Origin of the sequence: Bacillus sp. 41-22, assembly GCF_025809295.1 — a bacterium.
In the GTDB taxonomy this organism is placed as follows: Bacteria; Bacillota; Bacilli; order Bacillales; family Bacillaceae_G; genus Bacillus_A; species Bacillus_A mycoides.
Genome location: NZ_CP084035.1, coordinates 4,878,127 through 4,895,386, shown reverse-complemented (window position 1 = coordinate 4,895,386; position 17,260 = coordinate 4,878,127). Strand labels below are relative to the sequence as shown.

The window sequence follows — 17,260 nt, the reverse complement described above, 5'->3', positions numbered from 1 at the left end:
GGGATGAAAAAAGAGAGAAAACCTAAAATTGTTATCATGGGAGGTGGAACTGGACTTTCTGTTTTATTAAGGGGATTAAAACAATATCCTGTTGATATTACAGCAGTTGTAACAGTAGCCGACGATGGAGGCAGTTCAGGTAGACTACGTGATGAGCTAGAAATTCCACCTCCAGGTGATATTCGTAACGTACTTGTTGCGTTATCGGATGTAGAACCATTAGTGGAGGCTTTATTTCAGCACCGCTTTACAACTGGAGACGGACTGAAAGGGCATGCGTTAGGAAATTTACTATTGGCAGGTATGACTTCGATTACAGGAGACTTTTACCACGCGATTACGGAAACGAGTAAAGTATTAAATGTCAGAGGACGTGTATTACCAGCAGCGAATCAAAGTGCGGTACTTCATGCAGAATTAGAAGATGGAGAAATTGTAACAGGTGAATCAAAGATTCCTCATTTCGGGAAGAAGATTAATCGTGTCTTTTTAACTCCAGAAGATGTAGAACCGTTATGTGAAACGTTGACGGAAATTAAACGAGCTGATTTGCTTGTTTTCGGTCCAGGAAGTCTGTACACAAGTATATTACCGAATTTAGTTGTTAACAAAATTGGAGACGCTGTTCTTGCTGCAAAAGCGAAGAAGGTATATGTATGTAATGTTATGACGCAAGCGGGCGAAACGAAGGGTTATACTGCATTTGATCATGTGCAGGCGTTACATGATCATTTAGGTAAACCATTTATCGACACTGCGATTGTAAATAATCGTGATATTCCTCGTGAATTACGTAAGTTATATGAGGAAGAGATGTCGGAACCAGTTGCACTGGATACAAATCGTTTTGCTGAACATAATATCGAAATCATTCAAGATAGATTAGCGAAATATGATGATCGTGTTGTAAGACATGATACATTAAAGTTAGCTTCTATTTTATATTCATTGTTATAAATGTGCGTTGCCTCATTTGAGGTAACGCTCCTCATTCATATAGGACAAGATTTTTGTTCCAAAGTAATAGTATAAGGAGGTGTTGACTGTGTCATTTGCATCAGAAACAAAGAAAGAGTTGACCAACCTTGAAATGAAGGAATGCTGCGAGAAATCAGAATTATCGGCGTTGCTTCGAATGAACGGATCGCTTTCTTTTTCAAACCGTCGCCTATCTATCGATATTCAAACGGAAAATGCAGCAATTGCAAGAAGGATTTATACGCTTTTGAAAAAAGGATATGATGTGACGGTAGAATTACTTGTTCGTAAAAAAATGCGATTGAAGAAAAATAATGTATATATCGTGCGGCTTGTTGAGAAATCTCGCGAAATATTAGCAGATCTTCACATTGTTCGAGATGACTTTTCGTTTATTCGAAATATATCGCAGGAATTAATCGAGAAGAAATGTTGTAAACGATCGTATTTACGCGGTGCATTTTTAGCAGGTGGTTCAGTAAATAACCCAGAAACATCATCTTATCATTTAGAGATCTTTTCGTTATATAAGGAACATAATGATTCTATATGTGAACTGATGAACGGATTTGATTTAAATAGTAAGACGTTGGAAAGAAGAAAAGGGTACATTACGTATTTGAAAGAAGCTGAAAAAATTACAGAGTTTTTAAATATTATAGGTGCTCATAATGCACTTTTAAGATTTGAAGATATTCGAATTGTTCGCGATATGCGTAATTCAGTAAATCGTTTAGTTAACTGCGAAACAGCTAATTTAAATAAAACAATTGGTGCAGCGCTAAGGCAAATTGAGAACATCCGCTATATTGATGAGACGGTTGGGCTTGATATTTTGCCAGATAAATTAAGAGAAATTGCACAGTTACGAAGAGATTATCAAGATGTAACATTGAAAGAGTTAGGTGAGATGGTATCCGGGGGGAAAATTAGTAAATCGGGTATTAATCATCGTTTGCGTAAAATCGATGAAATTGCAGAGAAATTACGCGCGGGGGAAACAGTAGCAAAAAAATAAAAGGTTAAAGGGGAAATGGAGCTGTGGTTCAAAAACTGGTTAAAGTGGCATTAAAAAACGGCTTACAAGCACGTCCGGCTGCGTTGTTTGTACAAGAGGCAAATCGCTTTCATGCGGATATCTTCATCGAGAAAGATGGAAAGACAGTGAATGCAAAGAGCATAATGGGGATTATGAGCTTAGCAATCGGAACTGGTAGCATGATTACAATCACAACAGAAGGTTCAGATGCAGAAGAGGCTTTGGAAGCATTAACTGCATATGTACAATAAAGGGTTATCGCGAATGTGCGATAGCTTTTTTTATTTTTCTGTTTGTGGGGTGCGTGGTTGGTGTGGTAACGAATGATCGGTGGGTATATAGCTGGTTCGCGCTTGTCGGAAATTGTCGGTAAGTCGATAAGTTGTGGTCGATAAAATTGAAAAATCACCGATATATTGGATTAGATACTAGGTGGGGTATGTGATACCCTTGTACATAATAAAAAAGCGCCCTGTAGTAGGGCGCTTCCGCTTTTAAGTATTAACGATTTGTAAAGATCTTATCGATTAAGCCGTATTCTAGAGCTCTTTCTGCTGTCATGAAGTTGTCGCGATCTGTGTCGCGTTGTAGAACTTCAAGTGGTTGACCTGTGCGGTCAGCAAGAATTTGGTTTAATTTTTCACGTAAGAATAGGATACGTTTTGCAGCGATTTCGATTTCAGTCGCTTGACCTTGTGCACCGCCAAGTGGTTGGTGAATCATTACTTCACTGTTAGGAAGAGCGAAACGTTTTCCTTTTTCACCTGCTGCAAGTAAGAATGCACCCATAGATGCAGCCATACCGATACAGATTGTTGATACTTGTGGTTTAATAAACTGCATTGTATCGTAAATTGCCATACCAGCTGTGATAGAACCACCAGGGCTGTTGATGTAAATGTGAATATCTTTTTCTGGATCTTGAGATTCCAAGAATAAAAGCTGGGAAACGATTGAGTTTGCTACATTGTCATCAATTGCGCTACCAAGCATAATGATGCGATCCTTTAATAGTCGAGAGTAAATATCGTAAGCGCGTTCTCCACGATTTGTTTGTTCAATTACTGTAGGAATTAAATTCATCTGTTATTTCCTCCTTTAAAAGCTTTCTTAGTCTTATAATACAATTATGGTCAATGAAGGTCAAACGAAACCACTTTAAATCAAAAAATATGTAGTTGTATCATGATTTATTCGCTATGTTTTTAAAATTCCCTGCTTATGTATCTTCAACATCATAACCGAATTACATAAATTTAAACGTGATTAATGGTGTGGAAAAGGCAAAAGAACGCCTTTTGTATAGAAGCGTTCTTTCATTTTTTATTCTTTTAACAGATAGGTTACTTTATTTAAGATTTTCTCGATTTGTTTTGCGTTTTTACTATACATATCACTCGCTGATTTTGATTTCGTTTCTAAAGAGAATAATTCAAGATCAGCATTGCATTTCTTTAAGGATGCTAATAATAAAGGCTTGTTTTGAGGAGAAGGCATTTGGAGTTTATCATTATAGATGTCGATAGTAAGTTGTCCGTATGAATCAACTTGACCAAGAAAGACATTTTCAATGACAACACCGAGTTTTTCTAGCTCAGAATGTAACCAAGCGCGATTATGTCCGCTAGCAGAAAGAGGTTCATCTAGTACATTTCCATCCATAATAACAGTTTGCGGTTCTTTTTCGTTTGGCACTTTTAGGCTGATATCTTTTGCTGTAAGTGGTTGGCGATCTTTCTTTAATAATACATTTAATTCACCGCTCGGTTCTAGTACAGCAAATTCAACATCAGCTACGCTGAACGCATTTTTTCCTCTGAGAAGCTCAAGTAATTCATCACTTGTATACTTTTCTTTCTTTAAATTATCTTCAAGTATTTTGCCGTCTTTTATTAATACGGTAGATTTTCCTTCAAAAAAATCTCGAGCTGTTTTGTTCTTTAAAGAGAGGATTCCAGTGAAAAAAGGTACCACAGCGAAAATGAGTATCGCAAAGACGCCGTGGAAAAATTTTGAATCAAGCCCTGTAGATACTTGGGCAGCGATGTCACCGATTGTCATTCCGGCTATGTATTCAAAAAAGGAGAGCTGAGAGATTTGTCTTTTTCCTAACCATTTCGTAATAGCGAATAAAATAATTAATATGAATACAGAGCGAAGAATGACAAGTGTCCATTCCGGCAGGTGAGACATAGTCATTTCCTCCAGTCTACTTAAAACCCTTTATATTGAGGTTCTTCACGTTCTAATACTGAAACCCTATTCTGTAAATCAGCGATGGTGCTGTCCATTTCTAACATACATTCATGAAATACACGTTTTGATTCCGCGTCCTGTGAATTTAGTGAAAGGGAGCTTAAACTTGCTTGAGCGCCCCTTACACTGGCAAGGCAGGTTTTAACGCTAGCGATAACTGTCATACGAACACCTTATCCTTTCGGTTTGAATAGCAATGCTCCAATGAAGCCGAAAATAATGGCAGCTGATACACCAGCACTCGTTACTTTAAACATGCCGGTAATAACGCCGACGATGCCATGTTTGGCTGCTTCCTCCATCGCGCCATGAACGAGGGCATTACCGAAACTTGTAATAGGTACAGTTGCCCCAGCGCCTGCAAAGTCGATTAATGGTTCATACAGATTGAATCCATCTAATATAGCTCCAGCAACAACGAGTGTTGCCATCGTATGAGCGGGGGTTAGTTTGCCGACATCAAACATAAGCTGTCCGATTACGCATATGAGTCCACCAATGACGAAAGCCCAGAAAAAAATCATTGCGTTGCACCTCCAAATTCAATCGAAACAGCGTGAGCGATACACGGAATCGTTTCTTCTTGTTGGAATGTAAGTGGAGATAGTAAAGCGCCTGTCGCAACGACAAGTATTTTTTTGAATTCTCCTCTTTTCATTCGGTTTAATAAATGTCCGTATACGACTGTTGCTGAACAGCCTGGACCACTTCCACCAGCTATGACAGGTTGACCTTCTCTATAAATGATGATTCCGCAATCTTGAAATTGCTCGCTCTTTACCTTTGTTCCATGTTTATGTAGTAGGTCGTAAGCGATTTCGCGACCGACATGTCCAAGGTCACCTGTTACGATTAAGTCGTAATAAGAGGCGTCAATTTGTCGTTCGCGTAAATGAGCTTCAATCGTATCGACAGCAGCTGGGGCCATCGCACCACCCATATTAAAAGGATCTGTTAGTCCCATATCAATAACTCGTCCAATGGTGGCCGATGTTACTTGTGGACCATATCCAGTGTCGCTTAAAATAGCCGCGCCTGCACCGGTCACTGTCCACTGAGCCGTAGGAGGTTTTTGACCACCATATTCAGTTGGATAGCGGAATTGTTTTTCTACCGCAGCGTTATGACTTGATGCCCCAGTTAATAAATACTTTGCACCTTTTGCATTTACGATACTTGCACCGAGTGCTAAGCCTTCCATAGAGGTAGAACAGGCGCCGAATAAACCGAGATAAGGTGTTCCGAGTGTGCGGCATGCAAAGCTCGTTGGAGTTATTTGGTTAATTAAATCCCCTGCGAGTACGAATTGAATATCGTCTTTACGGAGCTTTGCCTTTTCGGTAGCGCGGCTACAAGCTTCTTCAAATAAAATTTTATGCGCCTTTTCGTAAGAATCTTGTCCGAGCCATAAATCTTCATGCAGGGTATCGAAGTCTTCAGGAATTTTTCCATTTGCCTCAAATGGGCCACCGACTACACCTGTTGAGATGATAACTGGTTTGTTTTCGAATACCCATGTTCGGTGTCCTTGTAACATTTACAGCCCTCCCCATTGAAAGAGAATCGTTTTAATAAGAGCGATGACAAAAGCTGAAAATACGCCAAATAAGATGACCGATCCTGCTAGTTTAAACATGTTACCACCAACGCCGAGAACGAACCCTTCTGTACGGTGTTCAATACATGCGGCAATAACAGAGTTACCAAATCCAGTAACGGGAACTGCGGTACCAGCACCAGCAAATTGTCCGAGGCGATCGTAGACGCCAAATCCCGTCAGTAGCATGGAGATAAAAATAAGAGTTGCAACGGTAGGGTTCCCGGCAGATCTTTCAGTGAAATCAAAGTACGTAATATAAAAGGTGGAAATCAGTTGGCCTATTAGACAAATTAATCCCCCGACGAAAAAAGCTTTCATACAATTTTTTAAAACGGGGCGCTTCGGTTCGCGCTGTTGTTCGAATTTTTTATATTCTTGTTGCACAGGTGTTAAATTTTTATCTTTACTAGACATTTGAATCCTTCCTTCTCTTTTAGAAAGCTTAAATATTAGATCCCATTTCTGATTGAATGAGTTTTAACTGTTCTTTAATGTCATCCTTACTCACTTTCTTTTTCTTAATTTTGTTTTCAAGTTCTTCTATGAGCATAAAAATCTTTTTGTCTGTACTTACACGAATATCGAAAGTAGGGTTTTCATCACTTAGCTTCTTTTTTAATTTACTTCGTAAAGGTTTTAAACCAAATCTTTCGTGATGTTCAGGTTTAACGGCTATGTAAAGATCTAAATTTGTATTAACTGCGGTAGCTTCTATAATTCCCTCCATAGCAAGAGCTTTTTTCTTAGCGTCTTGCGATATAGATTGATTAAAGGATTCTGTACTCATTTTTGTTAATTTAGGGCCCTTTTTCTCATCTGCCCGCTTAGCTTCTTCTTTCTTTACTTTTTTATCTAACGGGCTATTATCACATCCGGTAAGTGAACCGAATAGGAGCATAAATAACGCGGTTATGATTCCAAGTTTTCGCATTATAATCATTCCATTTCTATTGCATTATGTAATTTGAGAAAAAAGGATGATTGCATATCACCCTTTTTCTCAAATTGTGTACCATTAGATACAATGGCACCTTTGGTTATTGCTGTGTGTATTGTGGTTCTTCTTGCTGGACTTCTTCAACACGCGGGTTTAAAGAATCGATAATTGTTTGTGTTTGCTGCGCAGCTGTTTGGAAAAGTTGCTTTGCTTGTTGGTTATCCGTATCAAGAGCGAATCCCTCTAAGCTAGCTTGTGCACTTTTTAATCCAGAAACAGTTTGCTTTAGTTTTGTAATTACAGTCATTGAATGAAGCCCCCTTTGGAATATCAATTCAAAGATTATAATTTGTGAGTTGGGGTGAATTTATGATTGGAAAATTTAGGTTTTTGAAGTTAAAGCTTTGATTCAAGCGTCAATGAATTCTGTGTTATAGTGGCGCTTTATAAGATGGAAGAGGATAATATGTAATTCATGATGTAGGTATGTTACCTGTTGAAGATTAAAAAGTAACTGAAAATTACACGAGGTTAAATTTCTAATTATTCACAAAAAACATATCAATAAAATATATATTTCTATTCTTGTAGTTATTTTTAATTTAAAATAAAATTTTCTTGTATAGTAAAAAAAAGGATGTGTTCAGTTTTAAAAAAATAATATCTTCATTATCTTATTCGTTCAATCGAAGTCATTCACGAAAGAAGAACGTTATTAAATCAACGTTTCTTTTAATGCATAAAACATTTACGAATTGTTTTGTTCATCGAAAGTCTTGCGAATTCTTTTAAATCAACGTTTAGAAGAGAAAGTCGAAAGTAACAAAAGTCATTTATGTTGTATTCGTCATTCATCAAAATGAATACGCTATTCACCACAAGCCAACCCAAACGAAAATTTTCCGAACCCTCCAAGCCACCCCGCTGAGCCGTCGCAGGAGTCCCTTAGAGATAGTATTTGTGATTTTTGAATCAGGGGGTTGATCTCTCGCGAAGTCCTGACGCAGCCCAGCGAATTGTCTTTTACCCAATCCTCGCCGAGTTTCTACTATCAAAGAAAATAACGTTTCTAATGCGATTGGGCAGCCGTTATCGGAACTTACCCCCGACAGTGTGTTAAAATTAATCGAAGCGGAAAACGAGGATCTCCAATTGACTGAACGTGTGATCGGTTGGACAGTTTAAGAGGGTTGTATAAAAAGGGAGATGGCGCAAAGATGGTGAGATCAAAAGAGAATGATTTAACGGAGAAATTGGCAGAAGGTCACCGAGAATATGGTGACGGCAACTTTACAGTACAGAACATCGGTGATGAAACTAACCCGAATTGGACTGTCGTAAAAAATGTGAGGAAGGGATCGGCAGGCATTCGTGAAGGGGAAGATATATTTAGCCTGCGATCAAAATATATAAAATAGTGCGGAGATGGGCGGGCATCACTTCGCCTGTCTTTTTTTTATAGACTATATGCGAAAAGTGCGATGCCGAGAGATGCAATTCTAGACGATTAGATTTAATATGATGAAGTATGAGCCTATATGCGTTCTATTTCGATTTAAGTAGATTAAGGGGGAACGAAAGAAGGAAAACTGCGCGCTAAAGCTAGTGTAGAAGAGGTTTTTATGCTTGCGTATTAGGTTAGCGTCAGGATATAATATCCATATGTAAAGAAGCGAACGTCTACGTGTTGGTGTTCGTATCCTACGTTTAACTTTCGGTAAGAACAAGTCGGAAGAAGACGGAGGCAAACCGTTGATATTATCGTAATAATCATGCGCCCATAGCTCAGTCGGATAGAGCGGTGGTTTCCGGTACCACGTCTGCCGGGGGTTCGAATCCCTCTGGGCGCGTTATGTATTGTTGTTGTGATGTGTTCTATTTAAAAGTATTGAGTAAATAGCACATAATAGCGTGAAGAACGTGTTGAAAATTAATAGTAAATCTAAAGAAACCCCTTGTATGTGATTAGAAATAATCGTGTATAGGGGGTTTTTCGTTATGAAAAGAATTAAAGAGTGAAATGCAATTCAAATCAGAACAGATTTTAGCACTAAAAGAAATTGTAACGAGATATATTGCACAAGCGTATTGTTAAGTTGCTGAACGAAGATATGAAACGTAAGATAGTAGTGATTCACAAAGCAATAGGGACAGGCTAGCCGTCTTTGCCAGTAAGCTGAAGTTTAATAAAAGTGATCATCTTTCGTTGGCATTATCGGACTTTCTTGACCGTTATGAAGGAGAAGAAGAATGAAAAAAGGTTCTCGCAAGCTATTTGAAATAAAATCGTTTCTTACATGTATTGAAGAAGAGGAGTGCGGAGAAAAGGTCTATTATGTAACGATGGAACATCATAACAGTAGTGTGACTCGTCACAAGATAACGAAAGATGATGCATTCGAAATGTTAGTTGCGTATGCAAAAGGAATACCTGAAATCATGGAGGGCTTCATGGAAGATGAAAATTTCAATGAAGTTTATAAGATAACGGCATCGCTAGGTATTTATTGCAGTTAAGTAAAAAGTACATGTCATAAATGTTGTTCACTTGTAAGAATAGACCCTGGAAAAATAACTCAGAGGTAATCCAAGTCACAATTCGAAAATTACACAAAGCAGATAAACAAGAAAGTATCTTTATAGCAAATCGCAACGCTGTGAATTTGGTGCGTGTGGTACTCGTAGAGGATACGAACGGAATTAATCTATCAAATGAAAATGCGACAATGGTGAAGAAACGTGTAATATTCGATATGTACTCGCCATTGTAAAAAAGGTCTGAACTTACAAGTATAAGTTCAGACCTTTTTTTATTATCACTTGTTATATCTGATAATAAGATTTACTATTAGTATGTGGTAATAACTTTTATGCGTTATTATTTTCTTTCAATATTATTCAAATTTAGGTTGTAAGATGTAAATCTCATTAATACATATAAATTAATAATATTTTGGAATGGGTGTCTGCGATAGGATTCTCCTTTTACCAAACTTATTGTACAATAGAAACAAGGGGGAGATTAGTTTGAAGGCAAGTCTTTTACAAGAACAAAGCTTACGTTTGGCAATGACACAAGAGTTAAGGCAAGCGATTACAATGCTCCAGTATAATGTACAAGAATTATCGGAGTTTTTGTATGAGCAATCGTTAGAGAATCCCCTTATTGAGTTAGGTGGTTTTGAGAGGGAGAAGAAAAAGAGCTCTAACACAAGTAAAAGTACCCGCAAACAAGTCGAGAATCAAATGGAAATCTACAGTGTGGATTCTACAACGATTCAGCAACATTTATTAAATCAACTACAGTATTATAAAATAGATGAAGAAGAGCGAAAAGCAGCTTCTTTCATTATTATGAACATGGATGGAAATGGTTATTTACAAGAAACAAATGAAGAGTTATCAGAGCTTCTTTCTGCGCCAATTGATGTAGTGGACTGTTCCGTGGAGCTTGTTCAATCGTTAGAGCCAGCAGGGGTAGGTGCGCGTAATATTCAGGAATGTCTATCAATCCAATTGAAGCGCTTACAAAGAAGAAATGGGTTAGCGGAAGAAATTATAGATGATCATTTTAATTATTTCGTTAAGAAAGATTGGCGAAAGCTCGTTCAAGTGTTGAAGTGTACCAACGAGGAATTACAGGATGCGGTGAACTGTATTACATCATTGCAGCCGAAACCAGGTCTTGCATTTTCTTCTGATAAACCACTTTATATTGTGCCTGATATGGCGGTAAAAAAAGATGGCGATCATCTCGTTTTACAGATGAATGAGAGAAATATGCCAAGAATTGAAATTCACTCTGAGTATAGTGCGTTACTAAATAATAGTGAAAGTGAAGTGGCTTCTTACGTATCGGAGAAGTATCAGCATGTGCAATGGATTATGCGCAGTTTGAAACAGAGAAAACAAACACTCTTACAAGTGATGAATATTATTATGGAAAAACAGCATGATTTCTTCTGGGGAGGTCCAGAGTATTTAAAACCACTTGCATTAAAAGAGGTGGCGGAAGAGTTAGGTGTGCATGAGTCTACAATTAGTCGTGCAACGCGTAATAAATATGTGCAAACGCCGTACGGTTTATTTGAGATGAAATCATTCTTTAGTAATTCTATTTCTACGACGGAAGATGAGGCGGTTTCTACAAAGCGTGTGAAACAATTCATTCAAACGCTTGTTGGAGCAGAAAATAAGAAAAAGCCACTTTCGGATCAAAAGATTTCAAAATTATTAGAAGAAGAGCATGAAATCGTTATTTCTCGAAGAACGGTTGCGAAGTATAGAGAACAAATGCATATTCCTGCTTCGTCTCTAAGAAAAACAATTGGATAGGTGAAGAAGATGAAGGTTGTACTATATACAAAAAAAGATTGTGGTCTTTGCGTGAAGGCGAAACAAGTTTTAAAAGAAGTACAATATGAATATTCTTTTCAAATTGAGGAAATAGATATATATGAAGATAATGACCTTTTAGAGAAATACCATCTAATGATTCCTGTTGTAGAAATAGGCGGAAGACAAGTAGAATATGGTAACATTCACAAAGGTGTCATAATAAACTATATAAACAATGCAGTTAAGAGTTGAATAAGTTTCTGTCTCCTGTTACAATAATACACGTAGCAGGGATTATTTTTTTAACCTAAGTGGGACACAAAATGTCACTACGGGACATAAATTGACCACGAAGGGAAATGAACCGATGTAGTGAGGAGAAAAGATATGCGCTCATGGATTCAGAACACAAAAAAATTATTACCTGATCTGCTACCTGTTATGCAAACGAGAATGCAAGTGCTTCAGTACATTAGGCTTATGCAGCCGATTGGAAGAAGAAACTTATCTGCAAGTCTCGGTATGACAGAACGAGTATTGCGAAGTGAAGTTCAAGTTTTGAAAGAACAAAACTTAGTTCACGTCGCTTCTTCTGGAATGACTTTGACAGAAGAAGGAACAGCTTTAGTTCTTGCTTTGGAAGACTTTATGAAAGAAATTTCCGGGTTAAAGGTTTTAGAAAAACAACTTAAGGAAACATTAGACTTGGATGAAGTTTTCGTTGTCCCTGGTGATAGTGATGAATCACCTTGGGTCAAACTGGAGATGGGCCGTGCTTGTGTGACTTGTATAAAAGACCGTCTGACAGTGAATAATATCGTTGCTGTGGCTGGAGGAACTACGCTAGCTGCTGCTGCGGACATGATGCAACTTGATTGCAAAGATTTACATATGCTATTTGTCCCAGCACGTGGTGGAATTGGAGAAGGTGTCGAGTTAGAAGCCAATACCATTTGCGCCAAAATGGCACAAAATACGATGAGTAATTATCGCTTATTGTATGTTCCAGATCACGTTAGTAGCGAAGCATATGCGTCTATTGTAACCGAGCCCTCCGTGAAAGAAGTTCTTGAGTTGATTCGATCTTCCAATATCGTCATTCATGGAATTGGTGATGCGTTAACAATGGCACGTCGCAGAAATACTTCAGAAGCAGATTGGTTAAAGATTCAGGCAAGCGAAGCAGTTGGCGAAGCTTTCGGTTACTACTTTAATGAACAAGGAAATGTTGTTCATAAAGTAAGAACAGTTGGTATGCAACTTGAAGATTTACAACATGTATCTCACGTTGTCGCAGTCGCTGGAGGTTCTTCAAAAGCAAAAGCAATACAGGCTGTAATAAAGCAAGGGCACACTTCAATTCTAATTACAGATGAAGGTGCAGCAAAACAATTAACAAAGGGTATTACCCTTTAATATAATCCCCCAAGGAGGAAATTTAAATGACTAAAATTGGTATTAATGGATTTGGACGTATCGGACGTAACGTATTCCGCGCAGCTCTTAACAACTCTGAGGTAGAAGTAGTAGCAATCAACGACTTAACAGATGCTAAAACATTAGCTCACCTTTTAAAATATGATACAGTTCACGGAACTTTAAATGCAGAAGTATCTGCTAACGAAAACAGCATCGTTGTTAACGGTAAAGAAATTAAAGTTATCGCTGAGCGTGACCCAGCTCAATTACCATGGAGCGACTACGGAGTAGAAGTAGTAGTAGAATCTACTGGCCGTTTCACTAAAAAATCAGACGCTGAGAAACACTTAGGTGGATCAGTTAAGAAAGTTATCATCTCAGCTCCAGCTTCTGACGAAGATATCACTGTAGTTATGGGTGTTAACCATGAACAATACGATGCAGCTAACCACAACGTAGTATCTAATGCTTCTTGTACTACAAACTGTCTAGCTCCATTCGCTAAAGTATTAAACGAAAAATTCGGCGTAAAACGCGGAATGATGACAACAATTCACTCTTACACTAACGACCAACAAATCTTAGACTTACCACACAAAGATTTACGTCGTGCTCGTGCAGCAGCTGAAAACATGATCCCAACATCTACTGGTGCTGCTAAAGCTGTAGCATTAGTATTACCAGAACTTAAAGGTAAATTAAACGGCGGCGCTGTACGTGTTCCAACTGCTAACGTTTCTCTTGTTGACTTAGTTGTTGAACTTGACAAAGAAGTAACAGTTGAAGATGTAAACGCAGCATTCAAAGCAGCTTCTGAAGGCGAATTAAAAGGTATCCTTGGATACAGCGAAGAGCCATTAGTATCTATCGACTATAACGGATGTACAGCTTCTTCTACAATCGATGCATTATCTACAATGGTAATGGAAGGTAACATGGTTAAAGTACTTTCTTGGTACGATAACGAAACTGGTTACTCTAACCGCGTAGTAGACCTAGCTGCATACATGACTTCTAAAGGTCTTTAATTCTTAAGTATATAAGCAATCAATGACAAAACGAGGGAGAGGGTTTGTTCCCTCTCTCTCTTCTTTCGTTTTAGAAGCAAATGTGTTAAGCTTTTGAATGGGTTTTGTCAATCCTAACTAGTAGTCGGAGGGAAATCCAATGAACAAAAAATCAATTCGTGACGTAGATTTAAAAGGTAAGCGTGTATTTTGCCGCGTTGATTTCAACGTACCTATGAAAGAAGGCAAAATTACAGATGAAACTCGTATCCGTGCAGCTCTTCCTACAATTCAATATTTAATAGAGCAAGGTGCGAAAGTAATTTTAGCAAGTCATTTAGGCCGTCCAAAAGGTCAAGCAGTAGAAGAATTACGTCTTACTCCAGTAGCAGCACGTTTAGGCGAGCTTCTTGGTAAAGATGTTAAAAAAGCGGACGAAGCATTCGGACCAGTTGCACAAGAAATGGTTGCAGCAATGAACGAAGGCGACGTATTAGTTCTTGAAAACGTACGTTTCTATGCGGGCGAAGAAAAGAACGATGCAGAACTTGCGAAAGAATTTGCAGCTCTTGCTGATATCTTCGTAAACGATGCATTCGGTGCAGCTCACCGTGCTCACGCTTCTACAGCAGGAATCGCAGACTACCTACCAGCAGTATCTGGTTTATTAATGGAAAAAGAGTTAGATGTATTAGGTAAAGCACTTTCTAACCCAGAACGTCCATTCACAGCTATCATCGGTGGTGCGAAAGTAAAAGATAAAATCGGTGTAATTCGTCATCTATTAGACAAAGTAGATAACTTAATCATCGGTGGCGGACTTGCTTACACATTCGTTAAAGCATTAGGTCATGAAATTGGTCTATCTCTATGTGAAAACGACAAAATTGAACTAGCTAAAGAATTTATGCAACTTGCAAAAGAAAAAGGCGTAAACTTCTATATGCCAGTTGATGTTGTAATCACAGAGGAATTCTCTGAAACTGCAACAACTCAAATCGTTGGTATCGACTCTATCCCTTCTACATGGGAAGGCGTGGACATCGGTCCTAAAACACGTGAAATTTATGCAGATGTAATTAAAAACTCTAAGCTTGTTGTATGGAATGGACCAATGGGTGTATTCGAAATGACTCCATTCGCAGAAGGTACAAAAGCAGTAGGGCAAGCATTAGCAGATGCAGAAGATACATACTCTGTTATCGGCGGTGGTGACTCTGCAGCAGCTGTTGAAAAATTCGGTATGGCTGATAAAATGAGCCACATTTCTACTGGCGGCGGTGCGTCATTAGAATTCATGGAAGGTAAAGAACTTCCAGGTGTAGTGTGTCTTAACGACAAATAAGTAGCAGCCAAAGAAAAAGGACGGTGCAAAGCATGCGTAAACCAATTATCGCAGGTAACTGGAAAATGAATAAAACTCTATCTGAAGCAGTTAGCTTCGTAGAGGAAGTTAAAGGTCAAATCCCAGCAGCTTCAGCTGTTGATGCAGTAGTTTGTTCGCCAGCTCTATTCTTAGAGCGCTTAGTAGCAAAGGCTGAAGGAACTGACTTACAAGTAGGTGCACAAAACATGCACTTCGAAAAAAATGGTGCATTCACTGGCGAAATTAGCCCAGTAGCACTTAGCGACTTAAAAGTAGGCTACGTAGTACTTGGCCACTCTGAGCGTCGTGAAATGTTTGCTGAAACAGACGAGTCAGTAAATAAAAAGACTCTTGCAGCATTTGAACATGGTTTAACACCAATCGTTTGTTGTGGTGAGACTTTAGAAGAGCGCGAAAGCGGAAAAACATTTGATCTAGTAGCAGGTCAAGTAACAAAAGCACTTGCAGGTTTAACAGAAGAGCAAGTTAAAGTAACTGTTATCGCTTATGAGCCAATCTGGGCTATCGGTACAGGTAAATCTTCTTCTTCTGCAGATGCAAATGAAGTATGTGCGCACATCCGTAAAGTTGTTGCAGAAGCTGTTTCTCCAGAAGCTGCAGAAGCTGTTCGTATTCAATACGGCGGTAGCGTAAAACCAGAAAACATTAAAGAGTATATGGCACAATCTGACATCGACGGTGCTTTAGTTGGCGGTGCTAGCTTAGAGCCTGCTTCGTTCTTAGGTCTTCTGGGGGCGGTAAAATGAGAAAGCCAACAGCTTTAATCATTCTTGATGGTTTCGGACTACGTGAAGAAACTTACGGGAATGCTGTAGCACAAGCTAAGAAACCTAATTTTGATGGTTACTGGAACAAATTCCCTCACACAACGCTTACAGCTTCTGGTGAGGAAGTAGGTCTTCCAGAAGGTCAAATGGGTAACTCAGAGGTTGGTCACTTAAATATCGGTGCTGGCCGCATCGTATATCAAAGCTTAACACGCGTAAACGTTGCAATTCGTGAAGGTGAGTTCGATCAGAATGAAACTTTCCAAAATGCAATTAAAAGCGTGAAAGAAAAAGGTACTGCTCTTCATTTATTCGGTTTACTTTCTGATGGTGGTGTGCACAGTCACATGAACCATATGTTTGCTCTTCTTCGCTTAGCAGCAAAAGAAGGCGTGGAGAAAGTATATATCCATGCATTCTTAGATGGCCGCGATGTTGGACCACAAACAGCAAAAGGTTATATCGATGCAACAAATGAAGTAATTAAAGAAACAGGAGTAGGACAATTCGCGACTATCTCTGGTCGTTATTACTCCATGGACCGTGACAAGCGCTGGGATCGCGTAGAAAAATGTTACCGTGCTATGGTGAATGGTGAAGGCCCTACTTATAAATCAGCAGAAGAGTGTGTAGAAGACTCTTATGCAAATGGTATTCATGATGAATTCGTATTGCCGTCTGTAATTGTTAACGAAGATGACACGCCAGTTGCAACAATCAATAATGATGATGCAGTTATCTTCTATAACTTCCGTCCAGACCGTGCAATTCAAATTGCTCGTGTATTTACAAACGAAGACTTCCGTGAGTTCGATCGTGGTGAAAAAGTACCTCACATTCCTGAATTCGTTTGTATGACACATTTCAGTGAAACTGTAGATGGTTACGTGGCATTCAAGCCAATGAACCTTGATAACACATTAGGTGAAGTTGTTGCGCAAGCGGGATTAAAGCAACTTCGCATCGCGGAAACTGAAAAGTATCCGCACGTTACATTCTTCTTTAGCGGTGGTCGTGAGGCTGAATTCCCAGGAGAAGAGCGTATTTTAATTAACTCACCGAAGGTTGCAACGTATGACTTGAAACCTGAAATGAGCATTTATGAAGTAACGGACGCTTTAGTAAATGACATTGAAAATGATAAACATGATGTTATCATTCTTAACTTTGCAAACTGTGATATGGTTGGCCATTCTGGGATGATGGAACCAACAATTAAAGCAGTAGAAGCAACTGACGAATGTTTAGGAAAAGTTGTAGAAGCGATTCTTGCAAAAGATGGTGTAGCACTTATTACTGCTGACCATGGTAATGCCGATCAGGAGTTAACTGCTGAAGGTGGACCAATGACAGCTCATACAACTAACCCGGTTCCTTTCATCGTTACAAAAAATGATGTAGAGCTTCGTGAAGGTGGTATTTTAGGAGATATCGCCCCAACAATGCTTACACTTTTAAATGTGGAACAACCGAAAGAAATGACAGGTAAAACAATTATTAAATAATTTGCTTATATAAAAAGGAGAGAATTT

Annotated in this window: 20 protein-coding genes and 1 tRNA gene; 13 read left to right on the top strand and 8 right to left on the bottom strand. The window is 38.7% G+C overall.

From position 1 onward, the window contains the following. Positions 1 to 3 precede the first annotated feature (3 nt). From LCF45_RS25290 to LCF45_RS25280, 3 genes are all read left to right on the top strand, one after another. Complete coding sequence (locus LCF45_RS25290) at positions 4 to 957, top strand: gluconeogenesis factor YvcK family protein (RefSeq protein ID WP_002016083.1); 954 nt, start codon at positions 4 to 6, stop codon at positions 955 to 957. Positions 958 to 1,045: 88 nt separating this feature from the next. Beyond that, positions 1,046 to 1,996: a DNA-binding protein WhiA gene (gene whiA, locus LCF45_RS25285; protein ID WP_002016082.1), complete on the top strand. Its 951-nt coding sequence runs from the start codon at positions 1,046 to 1,048 to the stop codon at positions 1,994 to 1,996. Positions 1,997 to 2,019: 23 nt separating this feature from the next. Beyond that, entirely contained in the window at positions 2,020 to 2,268 is a 249-nt protein-coding gene (locus LCF45_RS25280) for an HPr family phosphocarrier protein (protein ID WP_002016081.1), read from the top strand. Between the two features lie 250 nt (positions 2,269 to 2,518). Here LCF45_RS25280 and clpP read toward each other — a convergent pair whose 3' ends face one another. The 8 genes from clpP to LCF45_RS25240 form a co-directional block, all read right to left on the bottom strand. Beyond that, positions 2,519 to 3,100 carry an ATP-dependent Clp endopeptidase proteolytic subunit ClpP gene (clpP, locus tag LCF45_RS25275; protein WP_001049156.1) on the bottom strand — a complete coding sequence of 194 codons (582 nt, stop codon included), beginning with the start codon at positions 3,098 to 3,100 and terminating at the stop codon, positions 2,519 to 2,521. 240 nt (positions 3,101 to 3,340) lie between these two features. Further along, positions 3,341 to 4,210 (bottom strand): DUF421 domain-containing protein, encoded by an 870-nt coding sequence (locus tag LCF45_RS25270; RefSeq protein ID WP_002016080.1) that lies wholly within the window; start codon positions 4,208 to 4,210, stop codon positions 3,341 to 3,343. Positions 4,211 to 4,230: 20 nt separating this feature from the next. Continuing rightward, positions 4,231 to 4,437 carry a DUF1657 domain-containing protein gene (locus tag LCF45_RS25265; RefSeq protein WP_263894358.1) on the bottom strand — a complete coding sequence of 69 codons (207 nt, stop codon included), beginning with the start codon at positions 4,435 to 4,437 and terminating at the stop codon, positions 4,231 to 4,233. 9 nt (positions 4,438 to 4,446) lie between these two features. After that, positions 4,447 to 4,797 (bottom strand): stage V sporulation protein AE, encoded by a 351-nt coding sequence (gene spoVAE / locus LCF45_RS25260; protein WP_000575919.1) that lies wholly within the window; start codon positions 4,795 to 4,797, stop codon positions 4,447 to 4,449. Then, on the bottom strand, positions 4,794 to 5,810 hold the full coding sequence (gene spoVAD / locus LCF45_RS25255) for a stage V sporulation protein AD (RefSeq protein ID WP_000938981.1): 1,017 nt from the start codon (positions 5,808 to 5,810) through the stop codon (positions 4,794 to 4,796). Before spoVAD ends, spoVAE begins: the two co-directional genes overlap by 4 nt. Beyond that, on the bottom strand, positions 5,811 to 6,287 hold the full coding sequence (gene spoVAC, locus LCF45_RS25250; RefSeq protein WP_002129887.1) for a stage V sporulation protein AC: 477 nt from the start codon (positions 6,285 to 6,287) through the stop codon (positions 5,811 to 5,813). A 28-nt stretch (positions 6,288 to 6,315) separates the two neighbouring features. Then, a complete protein-coding gene (locus tag LCF45_RS25245) occupies positions 6,316 to 6,804 on the bottom strand; it encodes a YhcN/YlaJ family sporulation lipoprotein (protein ID WP_002167400.1) in 489 nt (162 codons plus the stop codon). A 106-nt stretch (positions 6,805 to 6,910) separates the two neighbouring features. Then, positions 6,911 to 7,117 carry a DUF1657 domain-containing protein gene (locus LCF45_RS25240; RefSeq protein WP_000216167.1) on the bottom strand — a complete coding sequence of 69 codons (207 nt, stop codon included), beginning with the start codon at positions 7,115 to 7,117 and terminating at the stop codon, positions 6,911 to 6,913. Positions 7,118 to 8,027: 910 nt separating this feature from the next. On the opposite strand from LCF45_RS25240, the gene LCF45_RS25235 reads away from it, so the two are divergent. The 10 genes from LCF45_RS25235 to gpmI all read left to right on the top strand — a co-directional run bounded on the left by LCF45_RS25235 (position 8,028) and on the right by gpmI (position 17,233). Next, a complete protein-coding gene (locus tag LCF45_RS25235; RefSeq protein ID WP_002129884.1) occupies positions 8,028 to 8,228 on the top strand; it encodes a hypothetical protein in 201 nt (66 codons plus the stop codon). Positions 8,229 to 8,584: 356 nt separating this feature from the next. After that, positions 8,585 to 8,660 (top strand) — tRNA-Arg (locus LCF45_RS25230). Between the two features lie 400 nt (positions 8,661 to 9,060). Further along, positions 9,061 to 9,327: a hypothetical protein gene (locus LCF45_RS25225; protein ID WP_016121040.1), complete on the top strand. Its 267-nt coding sequence runs from the start codon at positions 9,061 to 9,063 to the stop codon at positions 9,325 to 9,327. Between the two features lie 510 nt (positions 9,328 to 9,837). After that, positions 9,838 to 11,145 (top strand): RNA polymerase factor sigma-54, encoded by a 1,308-nt coding sequence (rpoN, locus tag LCF45_RS25220; RefSeq protein ID WP_002129881.1) that lies wholly within the window; start codon positions 9,838 to 9,840, stop codon positions 11,143 to 11,145. A 9-nt stretch (positions 11,146 to 11,154) separates the two neighbouring features. Further along, complete coding sequence (locus LCF45_RS25215; RefSeq protein WP_002089547.1) at positions 11,155 to 11,400, top strand: glutaredoxin family protein; 246 nt, start codon at positions 11,155 to 11,157, stop codon at positions 11,398 to 11,400. A 135-nt stretch (positions 11,401 to 11,535) separates the two neighbouring features. Further along, positions 11,536 to 12,564, top strand: a complete 1,029-nt coding sequence (gene cggR / locus LCF45_RS25210) for a gapA transcriptional regulator CggR (protein WP_002089545.1) — start codon at positions 11,536 to 11,538, stop codon at positions 12,562 to 12,564. A 26-nt stretch (positions 12,565 to 12,590) separates the two neighbouring features. After that, a complete protein-coding gene (gene gap / locus LCF45_RS25205; RefSeq protein WP_002016071.1) occupies positions 12,591 to 13,595 on the top strand; it encodes a type I glyceraldehyde-3-phosphate dehydrogenase in 1,005 nt (334 codons plus the stop codon). Positions 13,596 to 13,734: 139 nt separating this feature from the next. Continuing rightward, positions 13,735 to 14,919 carry a phosphoglycerate kinase gene (locus LCF45_RS25200; protein WP_002016070.1) on the top strand — a complete coding sequence of 395 codons (1,185 nt, stop codon included), beginning with the start codon at positions 13,735 to 13,737 and terminating at the stop codon, positions 14,917 to 14,919. Between the two features lie 32 nt (positions 14,920 to 14,951). Next, entirely contained in the window at positions 14,952 to 15,707 is a 756-nt protein-coding gene (gene tpiA / locus LCF45_RS25195) for a triose-phosphate isomerase (protein ID WP_002016069.1), read from the top strand. Beyond that, the gene (gpmI, locus tag LCF45_RS25190) at positions 15,704 to 17,233 is read left to right on the top strand and encodes a 2,3-bisphosphoglycerate-independent phosphoglycerate mutase (RefSeq protein ID WP_050001007.1); all 1,530 of its coding nucleotides are present in this window, start codon (positions 15,704 to 15,706) and stop codon (positions 17,231 to 17,233) included. Before tpiA ends, gpmI begins: the two co-directional genes overlap by 4 nt. Positions 17,234 to 17,260 lie beyond the last annotated feature (27 nt).

Coding starts and splice junctions, on each gene's coding strand:
- LCF45_RS25290 (WP_002016083.1), top strand. CDS start 4: ATGAAAAAAGAGAGAAAACCTAAAATTGTTATCATGGGAGGTGGAACT.
- clpP (WP_001049156.1), bottom strand. CDS start 3,100: ATGAATTTAATTCCTACAGTAATTGAACAAACAAATCGTGGAGAACGC.
- LCF45_RS25270 (WP_002016080.1), bottom strand. CDS start 4,210: ATGTCTCACCTGCCGGAATGGACACTTGTCATTCTTCGCTCTGTATTC.
- LCF45_RS25265 (WP_263894358.1), bottom strand. CDS start 4,437: ATGACAGTTATCGCTAGCGTTAAAACCTGCCTTGCCAGTGTAAGGGGC.
- spoVAE (WP_000575919.1), bottom strand. CDS start 4,797: ATGATTTTTTTCTGGGCTTTCGTCATTGGTGGACTCATATGCGTAATC.
- spoVAD (WP_000938981.1), bottom strand. CDS start 5,810: ATGTTACAAGGACACCGAACATGGGTATTCGAAAACAAACCAGTTATC.
- spoVAC (WP_002129887.1), bottom strand. CDS start 6,287: ATGTCTAGTAAAGATAAAAATTTAACACCTGTGCAACAAGAATATAAA.
- LCF45_RS25245 (WP_002167400.1), bottom strand. CDS start 6,804: ATGCGAAAACTTGGAATCATAACCGCGTTATTTATGCTCCTATTCGGT.
- LCF45_RS25240 (WP_000216167.1), bottom strand. CDS start 7,117: ATGACTGTAATTACAAAACTAAAGCAAACTGTTTCTGGATTAAAAAGT.
- LCF45_RS25235 (WP_002129884.1), top strand. CDS start 8,028: ATGGTGAGATCAAAAGAGAATGATTTAACGGAGAAATTGGCAGAAGGT.
- LCF45_RS25225 (WP_016121040.1), top strand. CDS start 9,061: ATGAAAAAAGGTTCTCGCAAGCTATTTGAAATAAAATCGTTTCTTACA.
- LCF45_RS25215 (WP_002089547.1), top strand. CDS start 11,155: ATGAAGGTTGTACTATATACAAAAAAAGATTGTGGTCTTTGCGTGAAG.
- cggR (WP_002089545.1), top strand. CDS start 11,536: ATGCGCTCATGGATTCAGAACACAAAAAAATTATTACCTGATCTGCTA.
- gap (WP_002016071.1), top strand. CDS start 12,591: ATGACTAAAATTGGTATTAATGGATTTGGACGTATCGGACGTAACGTA.
- LCF45_RS25200 (WP_002016070.1), top strand. CDS start 13,735: ATGAACAAAAAATCAATTCGTGACGTAGATTTAAAAGGTAAGCGTGTA.
- tpiA (WP_002016069.1), top strand. CDS start 14,952: ATGCGTAAACCAATTATCGCAGGTAACTGGAAAATGAATAAAACTCTA.
- gpmI (WP_050001007.1), top strand. CDS start 15,704: ATGAGAAAGCCAACAGCTTTAATCATTCTTGATGGTTTCGGACTACGT.